The 13,242-nt window shown below is 65.8% G+C and carries 10 protein-coding genes; 2 read left to right on the forward strand and 8 right to left on the reverse strand.

Annotation, left to right across the window (positions count from 1 at the left end):
• Window positions 1-2 precede the first annotated feature (2 nt).
• A complete protein-coding gene (locus KDK82_RS23810; RefSeq protein WP_012201959.1) occupies window positions 3-1,151 on the reverse strand; it encodes an efflux RND transporter periplasmic adaptor subunit in 1,149 nt (382 codons plus the stop codon).
• A 416-nt stretch (window positions 1,152-1,567) separates the two neighbouring features.
• A complete protein-coding gene (locus tag KDK82_RS32265; RefSeq protein ID WP_143343517.1) occupies window positions 1,568-1,864 on the reverse strand; it encodes a hypothetical protein in 297 nt (98 codons plus the stop codon).
• A gap of 90 nt (window positions 1,865-1,954) precedes the next feature.
• Here KDK82_RS32265 and dinG point away from each other — a divergent pair, with 90 nt between their 5' ends.
• Window positions 1,955-4,129, forward strand: a complete 2,175-nt coding sequence (gene dinG / locus KDK82_RS23815; RefSeq protein ID WP_080518161.1) for an ATP-dependent DNA helicase DinG — start codon at window positions 1,955-1,957, stop codon at window positions 4,127-4,129.
• A 1,557-nt stretch (window positions 4,130-5,686) separates the two neighbouring features.
• On the opposite strand, the gene KDK82_RS23820 is transcribed toward dinG, so the two are convergent.
• Entirely contained in the window at window positions 5,687-6,349 is a 663-nt protein-coding gene (locus tag KDK82_RS23820; RefSeq protein WP_088166405.1) for an acyloxyacyl hydrolase, read from the reverse strand.
• Between the two features lie 175 nt (window positions 6,350-6,524).
• Window positions 6,525-7,079, reverse strand: a complete 555-nt coding sequence (locus tag KDK82_RS23825; RefSeq protein ID WP_088166406.1) for a Spy/CpxP family protein refolding chaperone — start codon at window positions 7,077-7,079, stop codon at window positions 6,525-6,527.
• Window positions 7,080-7,389: 310 nt separating this feature from the next.
• On the opposite strand from KDK82_RS23825, the gene KDK82_RS23830 reads away from it, so the two are divergent.
• On the forward strand, window positions 7,390-8,427 hold the full coding sequence (locus KDK82_RS23830) for a recombination-associated protein RdgC (RefSeq protein ID WP_088166407.1): 1,038 nt from the start codon (window positions 7,390-7,392) through the stop codon (window positions 8,425-8,427).
• Between the two features lie 60 nt (window positions 8,428-8,487).
• Here KDK82_RS23830 and KDK82_RS23835 read toward each other — a convergent pair whose 3' ends face one another.
• The 4 genes from KDK82_RS23835 to KDK82_RS23850 all read right to left on the reverse strand — a co-directional run bounded on the left by KDK82_RS23835 (window position 8,488) and on the right by KDK82_RS23850 (window position 13,234).
• Window positions 8,488-9,675: an acetyl-CoA C-acyltransferase family protein gene (locus KDK82_RS23835; protein ID WP_034397511.1), complete on the reverse strand. Its 1,188-nt coding sequence runs from the start codon at window positions 9,673-9,675 to the stop codon at window positions 8,488-8,490.
• Window positions 9,676-9,774: 99 nt separating this feature from the next.
• Complete coding sequence (locus tag KDK82_RS23840) at window positions 9,775-10,563, reverse strand: enoyl-CoA hydratase/isomerase family protein (RefSeq protein WP_088166408.1); 789 nt, start codon at window positions 10,561-10,563, stop codon at window positions 9,775-9,777.
• A gap of 9 nt (window positions 10,564-10,572) precedes the next feature.
• Window positions 10,573-12,402 carry a long-chain fatty acid--CoA ligase gene (locus KDK82_RS23845; protein ID WP_088166409.1) on the reverse strand — a complete coding sequence of 610 codons (1,830 nt, stop codon included), beginning with the start codon at window positions 12,400-12,402 and terminating at the stop codon, window positions 10,573-10,575.
• Window positions 12,403-12,415: 13 nt separating this feature from the next.
• Window positions 12,416-13,234 (reverse strand): ABC transporter ATP-binding protein, encoded by an 819-nt coding sequence (locus tag KDK82_RS23850; RefSeq protein ID WP_088166410.1) that lies wholly within the window; start codon window positions 13,232-13,234, stop codon window positions 12,416-12,418.
• Between the last annotated feature and the right edge of the window lie 8 nt (window positions 13,235-13,242).

Consider the following 13,242-nt stretch of genomic DNA (forward strand, 5'->3'; position numbering starts at 1 on the left):
GATCAGAGCAGCTGGCTGGCTGCGCCGTCGAGCAGCAGGCCACCGCGCACGACGATCTTTTCACCCGACTTCAGGCCCGACACCACGGGCACCATGCCGCGCGAGGGCCGGCCCAGCACCACGGTGCGGGCCTCGAACTGCTGCTCGCCGGTCTGCACGAAGACGATGCTGCGGCTTTCATCCTTGATGAGCACGGCCGTCACGGGGATCAGCATCTCGTGCTCGTTGGAGACCTGCAGGCCCACGCGCGCCTGCATGCCGGAACGCAGCACGGGGTTTTGCGCATCGAGCTGCACGATGACGGAGGCGCGGCGCGACTCCTTGTCCAGCGTGGCGCCCAGGTGGCGCACCGTGCCGGTCAGGGGCTTGGGCAGCTGCGGCACATCGACCTGCACGGCACTGCCCAGGCGGATGCCGGGCAGATCGCTTTCAAAGACATCGGCCACCACGTTCATGGCGGCGGGATCGCCGATCAGGAACAGCTCGCCGCTGGGCTCGACCGAGGCGCCGACCACGGCCTTGCGCTCGGCCACCACGCCGGCGCGCGGCGCACGCAGCACCAGCCGGTCGCCGCCACCTTGCCCCAGCAGCGCCGACGTGCCCTGGGCACGCGCCAGCTCCTGGGCCGACTCGCGCAGCTTGGCCTGGGCCGCACGCAGATCCACTTCCACGCCCACGCCCTTGTCCACCATGGTCTGCTGGCGCCGTACTTCCACGGTTGCCACGTCATGCGCGCTGCGGGCAGCTTCCACCTCGTAGCGCACGCGCAGCGCCTCGGGGCTGACCAGGGTGGCCAGCTCGTCGCCGGCCTTGACGATGTCACCCACGTGGGCACGAACCGACACCACGCGCGCGGCCAGCGGCACCGAGACAGTGGCCACGCGGTCCTCGGCAAAGGCCACACGCGCGGGCGCCCAGGCCATTTGCGTGCCCTGCGGATCGGCCACCACGGCGATGTCCAGCATCTTCAGCGACTCGGGCTTGACCCGCACCACGCCGGCCGGCGCGGGCGCCTGCGCGGCAGGTTCGTTCTGTGCCGATGCCTTGGATGCATCGCAGCCCGCCACAAGGCAGGCCACGGCGATGACAGCGCATGCCGATGCCGCCGGAAACCGGGCTGCCTTGGGCAGGCCCGCAAATGTCTTGATCATTCTTGCCCCTTCAATCCATGCCTGGAGCGCAGGGACTGCAGCGAGCCGACCCTTGTCTCCTGAGATGAAACAGATGCTAGAAAACGCATCTTCCTGCGTGCGTGAAGCCTTCATTACCGTTTGGTAAGACATTCGCGTACCTGGGCCGGCGCCCGGGGCCGATCCCTGGCAGGGATCGCCTGCGCTTTTTCGAGATCCAGCGCGATCCGCTGCGCCGCCGCGGACCTGCCGCCTGGCGGTGCACCAAGGCCCCAGCCGCAGCAGCTGCAGCGGCCGCAGACCTGTGGATATCCCGGGGAAAAACACGCTCTGCAAAGCCAAAGATCTGCACAGGCCCTGTTTTCCACAGTGGTGACAACTTCCACCATCTTCTGGAAATCGCGTGGAACCTGAACTCATGAAAAATCCGTTGCAAATCAACGGTGAATGGCGACAATCACCCAATCAATCCACAAGCATGCCAACAACATGCACACAGGATTGATCACAGGCCGAACGCCCTGGCCGCTGTGGGCAAGACTGTGGATGCGGCCACGCGCATGGCCATCAACGGCCATGGGAACAATCCAGGAACAGCCGGTGGACAGATGTCCATCCCGGTGACCGATACCCACCTGTGCACACATGCGATTGGCGGGTTCAGTGATCCATATGACGGGCAGCTTGTAGGCTGTACGGCATACGAAAAACGCGCTTTGTGCGCTGTATTTCATAAGATTTCGCATCTTATTTAATACATATCACTGTACGAATCTTTATAAACAGATGGACCAAGATGATCCATTTGGTCAAAACACGCCGAAATGCATGAAAAAAAATGGGCTGATCAGGCCCTGAAATCCTTTGATGACGTGGTCGGGGCCATCCCAGGGTTCCGAAATCGTGAGGGGCAGCGAAAAATGGCAGCCCAGATCGCGCAGACCTTCAGCCAGGCCCAGCTGGGAAAAATCGATGAGGGCGCACCGGAGCCCACCCGGTCCATTGCCGTGGTGCAGGCCGGAACGGGGGTGGGCAAATCGCTGGCGTACAGCATTCCCGCCATTTCGATGGCGCTGGCGCGCGGCACCCGGGTGCTGATTTCCACGGCCACCGTCGCCCTGCAGGAACAGCTGGTGAACAAGGATCTGCCCGCGCTGGCCCAGCAGCTGGAGCAGCCCTTCAAATTCGCGCTGGCCAAGGGGCGGGGCCGCTTTGTCTGCAAGCTCAAGCTGGAGCGGCTGGCCAGCACCGGCGAGGCCCAGGACGAGGATCTGGACGATCTGTTCGCCGAAGAAAAGGCGCAGGCCCAAAGCCGCGTGGCGCGCCCGGCCCAGGAGCTGGAGGCGCGCATGCAGTTCTACAAAAGCATGGCCAACGCGCTGGCGTCCCAGGCCTGGGACGGCGACCGCGACTCTCTGGAAACCCCTCCCGAGGCCGAGGCCTGGAGCCCTGTGGCGGCCGAATCCTCGTCCTGCACCGGCAAGCACTGTCCGGCCTTCAGCAACTGCGTCTATTACGAGCGCCGCAAGGACCTGGTGGCCGCCCAGGTCATCGTGGCCAACCACGATCTGCTGCTGTCCTCCCTGGGCGCGCGGCTGCTGCCCGAGCTGGACAACTGCCTGCTGGTGCTGGACGAAGCCCACCATCTGCCCGCCACGGCGCTGGGCCAGTTCGCCGGCGAGATGGACCTGAGCCGCCTGGGCTGGATAGACAAGCTGACCAGCCGCGCCCTGCGCGTGAACACTCTGGTCGAAGTGGAGGAACTGGCCGACCTGCCCAGCCATGCAAGCCAGCTGCGCCAGCAGCTGCAGGAACTGGCGCGCCTGGTGATGGAGCTGTACGGCGATACGCTCAAGTCGCAAAAGGACAGCTGGGGGCCGGCGCGGGTGCGCGCACCGCGCGGCATGCTGCCCGAGCCCCTGCTGGAGCCTCTGGGCAAGGCCGCCCACCATGCCAACAGCTTTCTGGACGCGCTGCGTGCCATCTCCAAGGCACTGCGCGCCGCCATCAAGGACAATCCAGAGGAAGCACGCAGGCTGTCTACAGCTTATGCACAGGTTGGCGCACTGGCACCCCGCCTGGAATCCGTCTATGACACGGCCCAGCTGCTGATGCAGCAACCAGCGCAGGATGACGACAGTAGCCGCGTGCCCAATGCCAAATGGTTCACGTTGGAGACAGATGGCGAGTACATCGTGGTCAAGGCCCATGCCAGCCCCATCCTGCCCGGAGCCACGCTGCGCCACCATCTGTGGTCCCAGGTGCGCGGTGCCGTGCTCACGTCGGCCACCCTGACCAGCTGTGGACAATTCGACTTCTTTTTGCGCGAGGCAGGCCTGCACGACGATGCGGCCGTGACCACGCTGGAAGTGCCCAGCCCCTTCGACTACGCGCGCCAGGGCACCCTGGTGGCGCGCGAAACCGTGGCCGACCCCAAGGAGGCCGCCCGCTTCACCCAGGAGATGGTGGACGCGCTGCTGGGCGACCTGTCCCACGTGCAGGCCGGCGCCCTGGTGCTGTTCACATCGCGCGAGCAGATGCGCCTGGCGGTGGATGCGCTGTCCACGGCCATGCGCTCGCAGGTGCTGGTGCAGACGGCCATGCCCCGCGCCCTGCTGCTGGCCCGCCACCGCGATGCCGTGGAGATGGGCGAGCCGTCCATCATCTTCGGCATGCAGTCCTTCGGCGAGGGCCTGGACCTGCCCGGCGCGCTGTGCGAGTCCCTGTTCATCACCAAGCTGCCCTTTGCCCCGCCCGATGACCCCGTGGGCGAGGCTCGGGCCGAATGGCTGCGCAGCAGCGGCCGCAACCCCTTCAATGAGCTGGTGGTGCCGGCCACGGCGATCCGCCTGGCCCAGTGGGTGGGCCGCGCCATACGCACCGAGGAAGACCAGGCCCATGTGTATTGCTATGACCGGCGCCTGGTGAACACCAGCTATGGCCAGCAGCTGCTCAAGGGCCTGCCGCCCTTTGCCTTGCAGCGCCGCCCGGCACGCTGAGCCGGACCCTGTGGAAAGTATGCGAAAAACAGGCAGTGCCCTGTCGCCACTGCATTCCTTTGCATACGCAAGTCATTGATCACGGCTGATTTTTTCAATCAGCGAGCTTGCCAATTGCCCACAGGCCACTTGCACACAGCCTGTGGGCAACCGTATTTCCCGGCTCCCGCATCTCCCTGCATGCCTGTGCAGCACGGTCCCCGGATCCCGCGGGATACCGCTGGATCTCGCAGACCGTGCCTGCTCCCCGGCCCGGCCATACCCGCCAACATACCCCGCCAACAGGCCAGCAGAACGCCCAGGACGCGCTGGCGCGTGCAACCCAGGGCCTGACAGCTGCCAAGCCTCCACGGTCCTCTGCAGGCCGCTGAAGCGCTCGGGCTGATTCACGTCCGCTAGCCCTGGTGCGCCAGCAGCCATCACTTTTCGTGATTGCCCTTGCCTGGACTGGATCTGCTGCTCCTGATCTGGATGCGCAGTCCTCTTGCAGGCTGGCAACAAGGGGTTGAATTTTTTTGAATGGCCGAACACTGCCTCTGGCGCATCCGCTTGCGTCCGCTTGGCAGCCGCGTTTTCCTGAAGTCTTCCACGTCCAGTGCACAGCCCGTTGTGGAAAAGCGCCCGTTCCACAGCGTTCCTGCGAGGCCGCGAGGAAGTCTTGTCTTCGTGCGTCTGTGTGTGTACGGCCATGGCGCGCGAGCCGACCCGGAATTTTTTTGAACACAGGCGCGCCAATTTCGCTGGAGCAGTCCCTCGTCTGGAGATGCCCAGGCTCCAGACAACCTGGCTCGCCGTTTTTTTGAAAAACCGTTTGGCCTTCGCTTCCCGCGTGACTTCGCCTTCGGTTGTTCTTTGATCTTCTTATAAAGAATAGTCGTAGTAGTAGAGGCATGACATCTCTGTGGATAACTCACTATTCCTTAAAAAAAACAATGTCTTGCCCGATTGAAAAACATGTGATCAAAGCCCTGTTCCCGGTGTCTCCCGAACGGGGATAGTTTGCCTGTTTCGATTTTTTCTGTGGATAACTGTTGAGTTGGTCTTCATCTATCCACAGTTTTGTGCGAGGTGCATTTTTTCCTTTATTGCAATTCAAGTTGTTGATCTATAAGGTTTTTTTGTTTACCCAGATGAAAAGAAGGCTTGCCAGACATGGATGAGCACATGGTCTGGCAGTGCTGTGACCTGTTGACAGGCCTTTTTTTCTGATGGACCGGCTGCCTTTTTTTATCCAGAACGGTCTTGCCGCTGTGAAAAACCGCCCTTGGCTGTTATTCCTATCTCTCTTATTTTTTAATTAGTAGTAGTAGTAAGTGAAGTGCTTAATTGTTGATAACTGAATTTGTCTTATAAAAATCAACAACTTAAGACACTCCAAACCCTGTGGTGGATGCTGCTTCGCTGCTGCACCCGTTTTGGGCACAACTTTCCATGGCGCATCCTCCTTGTGGATAAGCAGGGATTTACGAGATTTTTATGCCCAGGTTTTTCCACAGGGCAACTGCGGACAAAAAAAGACCACCTCGAAGGTGGTCTTGCCGGGATCCGCAACCGTGATCAGAAATGGTGGGCGTAGCGCAGCTGCAGGAAGTTTTCGCCGGGGTTGGGTTTCTTGATGCCTGCGTTGGAATGGTGCTCCAGCCGCAGCACCAGCTCATGCTGGCCCTGGCTGCCAAACAGATAGCCCACGCCGATATGGGTGGCGAAGTTGTAGCGCGTGGGGAATTCCTTCTCGTCCGTGACGTAGCGCCGGTTCAGCGCCCAGCTCAGGCCCACGCCGGTTTCTGCAAACCAGGGCGACTGCCCGTTGCTGGGACGCCAGCGCACGGTGGGATTCACGCCGATGACCCAGGTGCCGCGATCGCGACCCTCCAGCGGCGCCGACCAGCGGGCGCCCCAGACATCCCAGTAGCCGCTGAGCTGGCCGCCCCACAGCGCATGGCGCCAGTTGCGCCAGGGCACGGTGACGCCCACGGTCCAGCTGTCGGCACTGTGCTCGGCCGCGCCGTATTGCAGGTACATGGAGGGGGAGGATTCCGGCGTGGACTGCGCCTGCGCCGCCAGGGGCAGGACGGCCGCTGCACCGGCCAGCAGCACGGCGGCAAAACTTCCGGGTCGTCCTGATCGCTCTGGTCGCCCTGAACGTTCTGGTGGATGTTTGCGCGCCGTTGCGTGGTTCTGGCAGCTGGATGGCGTTGTTTGAGTGTTTTTGGGGGCCATGATCTTCTCCGGGGCAGCACACAATGCTGTGCCTGTTCCACTCTAGGCAGTCCGGGGAAGATCGGGGAGTCAGCAAAAAAGCCCTTGCACTGTCGGCCGCCTGACAAGGCGTCCGTGCAAGGGCTGGCGCAAGCAATCCGGCTGCCCGCTGGTGGCGGGCAGGCCAGGTGGCTGCTTACTGGGCGGGTGCCGGGGCAGGGCGGGCCTGGCCGCTCTTGTGGTCATGGCGCGGGCCGTGGTCCATGCCGGGGTGGCCGGGGTGGCCCTTGTGCAGCGTGGCGGCATCGAAGGTCTTTTGCTGGCTGGCATCCAGCTGGGCGTAGAAGGCCTTGGTGGCTTCGCCGCGGCGGTCTGCATCGGCCGCGCGCTGGGCGCGCATTTCACGCATCTTGTCGATGCGCTGGGGCGTGGTCAGCTTGGCGAAGTCCTCGCGCTCCATGCGCTGGGGACGCTCGCCGGGCTTGAAGGTGGCCGCATAGGTGTTCCATGCGGTTTCCTGGGCCGGCGTGAGCTTGAGGTCGGCCTTGAGCTTGGCGATGCGCTGCTGCATGTGCTCCATGCGGTCGCCGTGCTTGTGCATGGAGCGATCGGGCTTGGGCGCTGTGGTGGTAGCGGCGGCGGCGGGGGCTGCCGGCGCGGCGGTCTGGGCGTACGAGGGCAGGGCGAACGATGCCAGCAAGGCGGTGGTAGCGGCGGCGCTGGCGAGGGTGCGGCGGAAGGTGGTGGTCATTCCAAAATCCTTTCTGGAGAGGGTGACTGAAGGCCGCCGTCAAGGCACTTGGCGAGCCCTGTGCAGCGGATGATTGAAGTGTGGTCGTCCGATGTATCGGGGCAGTGAGGTTTTGCGCACGGCTTGTAAAGAATTGACAAGCTTGTGCAGCGCTGTCTGGCGCCAGGCATGCACAATGACCGGGCGGGGCGCCAAGGCATGGCGCCCCTGCTGTTTTTTCTGTTTTCTCCCTCTGGATGGAGGCGACGCAGCCTGGTGTTGCACACCCCTGCTGCGGCGCAGCCGCAGTCCGTCCGAGCAAAGGTTCGCTATGTTCAAAAACATGATCGTCTATCGCATTGCCGAGAGCTGGCAGGGCGATTTGCAGCAGCTTGAAGAAGCCCTGGGCAAGAGCCCGTTTGCCGAGTGCGGCGCCACGCAGGAGCGCAGCGCCGGCTGGGTGCCGCCGCGCGGCGAGCCCCATGGCCCGCTGGCCGAGTCCGTGGCCAATCAGTGGGTGATGCGCTTCATGACCGAGGCCAAGATGCTGCCGGCCAGCGTGCTCAACCGCCGCGTCAACGAAAAGGCTGCCCACATCGAGGCCACCGAAGGCCGCAAGCCCGGCAAGAAGGAAAAGAAGGACCTCAAGGACGAAGCCAAGCTGGACCTGCTGCCCATGGCCTTCACCAAGCAGGGCGCCATGTGGGTCTGGCTGGACCCGCAGGCCCGCACCCTGGTGCTGGACACGGGCAGCCAGGCGCGCGCCGACGAGGTGGTCAGCTCGCTGGTGGAGGGCCTCACAGGCTTTGCGCTGGCCCTGGTCGATACGCAGACCAGCGCCCAGGCTGCCATGGCGCACTGGCTGACCACGCAGGAAAGCCCGGCCGGCTTCTCGATTGACCGCGAATGCGAGCTCAAGGCCGCCGACGAATCCAAGGCCGTGGTGCGCTATGCGCGCCATCCGCTGGACATCGACGAGGTGCGCCAGCATATCGAGCACGGCAAGCTGCCCACGCGCCTGGCGCTGACCTGGGATGACCGCGTGAGCTTTGTGCTGACGGAGGGTCTGCAAATCCGCAAGATCTCGCTGCTCGATGCCGTGATGGAAGGCCAGTCGCAGGACGACGGCGGCTTCGATGCCGATGTGGCGATTGCCACGGGCGAGCTGTCCAAGCTCATCCCCGATCTGATCGAGGCGCTGGGTGGGGAAGGGCGCACGGGCCTGGGCCAGGATCTGCCGGCATCGCTGCAGACGCCCGCTGCCCAGACTCCCGCAGCGACACCGCGTGCAGCGGCATCGGGCCGTGGTGCGCTGACGGGGCCGGCCCTGGCGCCCGTGGATACGGCGCCTGAAGAAGCGCCTTTCTAAGCCGGCAGGCGGCTGCGGTGGCGATGTTTCATGTGAAACATCGCCACGCCCAGGCGGCGCTCAGACTCTTTCAAAGATGGCCGAGATCCCTTGGCCGCCACCAATGCACATGGTCACCAGCGCATAGCGGCCGCCCGTGCGCTGCAGCTCGGCGATGGCCTTGGTGGTGATGATGGCGCCCGTTGCGCCGACCGGGTGGCCCAGCGATATGCCCGAGCCGTTGGGGTTGACCTTGGCCGGGTCCATGCCCAGCTGCTGGATCACGGCGCAGGCCTGGGCCGCGAAGGCCTCGTTGGCCTCGATCACGTCCATGTCTGCAATCTTCAGGCCCGTGCGCTGCAGCACCTTCTGCGTGGCCGGCACGGGGCCGATGCCCATGTAGGCGGGGTCCACGCCGGCATGGGCGTAGCCCACCAGGCGCGCCAGGGGCTTCAGGCCCAGGGCGGCCACGCGATCGCCTGCGGCCAGGGCCACGGCGGCGGCGCCGTCGTTGATGCCCGAGGCATTGCCGGCCGTCACGCTGCCGCCTTCCTTGCGGAACGCGGGCTTCATGGTGGACAGCAATTCGATGGTGGTGCTGGCACGCACATGCTCGTCGGTGTCGAAGACCACGACGCCCTTGCGCGTGGTGATTTCCACAGGAACGATCTGCTCCTTGAAGTGGCCTGCCGCAATGGCAGCGGCCGCGCGCTGGTGGCTGGCTGCCGCCAGTTCGTCCTGCATTTCGCGGCTGATGTGGTAGCGCTCGGCCACGTTTTCGGCCGTGATGCCCATGTGCATCTTCTGCCAGGGGTCGTGCAGGATGCCCAGCATGTAGTCGATGCTCTTGGCGTCGCCCATGCGCGCGCCCCAGCGGGCGGCCTGGTCGAAGTAGGGCCCGCGGCTCATGGACTCGCTGCCGCCGCCGATGGCCACGTCGCAGTCGCCCAGCGCAATGGCCTGGGCGGCAGAGACGATGGCCTGCAGGCCGGAGCCGCACAGCCGGTTGACGTTGAAGGCCGGCGTCTCGATGGGGCAGCCCGCATCGATGGCGGCCACGCGCGAGAGGTAGGCGTCCTTGGTATCGGTGGGGATCACATTGCCCATGACCACGTGGCCGACGGCGTCGGGCGCCAGGCCCGCGCGCTCGATGGCCGCCTTGACGGCCGTGGTGGCCAGCTGGGTGTTGGGTACGTCCTTGAGGCTGCCGCCGAAGGTGCCGATGGCGGTGCGCGCAGTGCCGACGACGAAGACGTCGCGTGGGGTCATGGTGAAGCTCCTCGAAGCGATGAACACGGGGGATGGAGTGCATTGTGCCGGGCAGGCGGCAGGCAGCGCAGCCGCCTCGGCGTCAGTTCCGGGCGCAGGTCAACGTCCCTCGAATTGCGGCGCCTGCTTGGCGTGGAACGCCGCAATGCCGCGCGGCAGGTCGGCCGTGCGCGCACAGGCATCGAAGGCGCAGGCCTCGGCGGCCAGCTGGTCGCGCAGGCTGCGGTCCAGGCCCGCGCGCATGAGGCGGCGCATATGGCCCAGCGCCACCGTGGGGCCGGCGGCCAGGCGTTGGGCCAGCCGCTGCACGGCGGCGTCGAGTTCGGCGGGCGGCAGGACGCGGTTGATCAGGCTCAGGCGCTGCGCTTGGGCGCAGTCCAGGGTCTCGCCCAGCATGGCGATCTCCAGCGCGTTGCGCAGGCCCACGATGCGCGGCAGCGCCCAGGAGGCTCCCACGTCGCAGCTGGCGCCCAGGTTGATGTAGGCCAGGTTGAAGCGCGTGCCCTCGGCCGCGTAGACGAAGTCGGCCTGCAGCATCAGCGACAGGCCGGCGCCTGCCGCCGCGCCATGCACCTTGGCGATGACGGGCGCATCGAGCTGGCCCAGCAGCGCCACGGCCTCGTTGAGCGGCGCCAGCAGCTCGGCCGCACCGCGCACGGGGTCGGCGGCCAGCGTGTCCAGGTCGCCGCCCGCCATGAAGGCGCGGCCCGCGCCTTCCAGCACCACGCAGCGCAGCGCGCGGTCCTGGGCCAGGGTGCGCACGGCATCGCGCAGTGCCAGCGCCATGGGCACGTCGATGGCGTTGAGGGCGGCGGGGCGGTGGAAGGTCAGCGTGGCGATGGCGCCTTCGCGGTGCAGCAGCAGCGGGGTGTCTTGCGTGTCGGTCATGGGAGCGGATCAGTGGTACAGGGCGTCGATTTCGGCGGCGTAGGTCTTGTAGATGGACGAGCGGCGCACCTTCATCGTGGCCGTGACTTCGCCATCGTCGTGGTCCAGCTCCTTGGTCAGCAGATGGAAGCGCCGCACATGCGAGACCTGGGCCAGGCGCGCATTGCCCTGCGCGATCTCGGCATCGATCAGCGCGCGTACCTCGGCCATCTCGGCCAGGGATCGGAAATGCGTGAAGGGGATGCGCCGCGCCTGGGCCCATTGGCCCACGGTCTCGTAGTCGATCTGCACCAGCGCGCCCACGAACTTGCGGCCCTCGGCCACGACGATGCACTCCTTGATGAAGGGGCTGGACTTCATGGTGTTCTCGATCTCCGAGGGCGTGAGGTTCTTGCCGCCGGCGGTGATCATGATGTCCTTGAGGCGGTCCACGATGCGCAGCTGGCCGCCCTGCACGCGCACCACGTCGCCCGTGTGCAGCCAGCCGTCCTGCAGGCTTTGCGCCGTGGCCTCGGGGTTCTTGTAGTAGCCCGCGAAGACCATGTCGCCCCTGATCTGGAGCTCGCCGCTGCCGTCGCCCTCATCGGGGCCGGCATGGGTGGCAATGCGCCATTGCACGCCTTCGGTGGCCACGCCCACGGTGCCCACGGCCACGTCGTCCAGGCGGTGGCCGGTAACCATTCCCGTGGATTCGGTCAGCCCGTAGACCTCGATCAGCGGCACGCCCAGCGTGCGGAAAAAACGCACCACGTCGGGCGGTATGGGCGCGGCGCCGGTGAGCGCCACGCGCGCCTCGCGCAGGCCGATGAAGTTCTGCAGCGCGCGCAGCACGCTCCAGTAGCTGGCGGCCCAGGCCAGGCGCTCGGCCAGGCTCCACTGCCTGCGGGGCTTTTCGGCCAGCGGCGCGCAGGCCGCCATGGCGCGCCGGTAGAGCGCGCGGCGCAGCGGCCCGGTCTCCTGCATCTTGATGCTGATGGCCGCATGCAGCTTTTCCCAGATGCGCGGCACGCCCAGGAACATGTTGGGCGCGACTTCGCGCAGGTCTTCCTGCACCGTGCGGATGGACTCGCCAAAGTGCACCTGCGAGCCCAGGTAGACGGGCACGAAGCTGGTCAGCATCTGCTCGGCCACGTGGCACAGCGGCAGGTAGGACAGGTGGCGCGTGCCGCCGTCCAGCCCCAGCCGCTCGGCAATGCCGGGCACCACGCCGCGGATGTTGCGGTAGGTGATCATGGCGCCCTTGGGCTTGCCGGTGGAGCCCGAGGTGTAGATCATCAGCCCCACGTCATCCAGCGTCTGGCGTGCCAGCGCCTCTTCGATGGGGGCGCGGCTGGCGGCCTGGGCGCCCAGGCGCTCGACCTCGTCGAAGGTGGCGATCAGGGCGCGGACCTCGGGCGCGAAGCTGCGCAGGCCCTTGGTCTCCATGACGATGATCTTCTTCAGGCGCGGCAGCTGGGGCAGGGCGGCCAGCAGCTTGTCGGTCTGCTCCTGGTCCTCGCAGACCATGATGTCCACATCGGCATGGCCCGCCACATAGGCGACCTCGGGCGTGGGACTGGTGGGGTACACGCCCACGGTGATGGCGCCGATCAGGCCCGCGCCCATCTGGGCCAGCACCCACTCGATGCGGTTCTCGGAGATCACGCCCATGTGGCCGCCCGGCGGCAGGCCCAGTTGCGCCAGGCCCAGCCCGAAGTGGCTGGCGCGCTCGTGGTAGCGCGCCCAACTGGTGGGCTTCCAGATGCCGAAGTCCTTTTGCCGTATGGCCACACGCTGGGCATCGCTGCGCGCGCGTTCGGCCAGCATCTGGGGCAGGGTGAGTTCGGGAAGGGCTTGCATGTGCGTTCCCAGGCTAGGACAACCAGCGCTTGCGGCGCTTGTAGTGCTTCAGGTCGCGAAAACTTTTTGCCTCGCCGCCACCACCCATGCCCAGGTAGAACTCGCGCACGTCGGCGTCCTGGGCCAGGCGTTCGGCCGGGCCGTCGATGACGATCTTGCCGTTCTCCATGATGTAGCCGCTGTGCGCCACGGCCAGGGCCACGGTGGCGTTCTGCTCGACCAGCAGCATGGAGGTGCCGCGCTCGGCATTGATGCGCGCGATGATGGTGAAGATGTCCTCCACCAGCTTCGGCGCCAGGCCCAGCGAGGGCTCGTCCAGCAGCATGAGCTGGGGCTCGGCGATCAGCGCGCGGCCAATGGCCAGCATCTGCTGCTCGCCGCCCGACAGGTAGCCGGCCAGGCCTTTGCGTCGCTCATGCAGGTGTGGGAAGTAGCTGTAGACCAGGTCGAAGTCGGGCTTCACTTGATTGCGGCCCGTGAGCGCGTAGGTGGCGGCCACGAGGTTTTCCTCCACCGTGAGGTCCTCGAACACCCGCCGGCCCTCCATCACATGCGACAGCCCCAGGCGCACCAGCTGCTGGGGCGCGTACTGCGCGGTGGACTGGCCGTTGTAGCGCACGCTGCCGCTGGCCAGCAGGCCGTCCTCCAGCGCCAGCAGCCCCGAGACGGCCTTGAGCGTGGTGCTCTTGCCCGCGCCGTTGCTGCCCAGCAGGGCCACGATCTGGCCGCGCGGCACGGCCAGCGACAGGCCTCGCAGGGCCTGCACGACCTTGTTGTAGATGACCTCGATGTTGTTGATTTCGAGGACCTTGTCCGTGGGCTGCTCGGTCATGTGCGGGC

It is taken from the genome of Delftia sp. K82 (assembly GCF_002193035.1).
GTDB lineage: Bacteria > Pseudomonadota > Gammaproteobacteria > Burkholderiales > Burkholderiaceae_C > Comamonas > Comamonas acidovorans.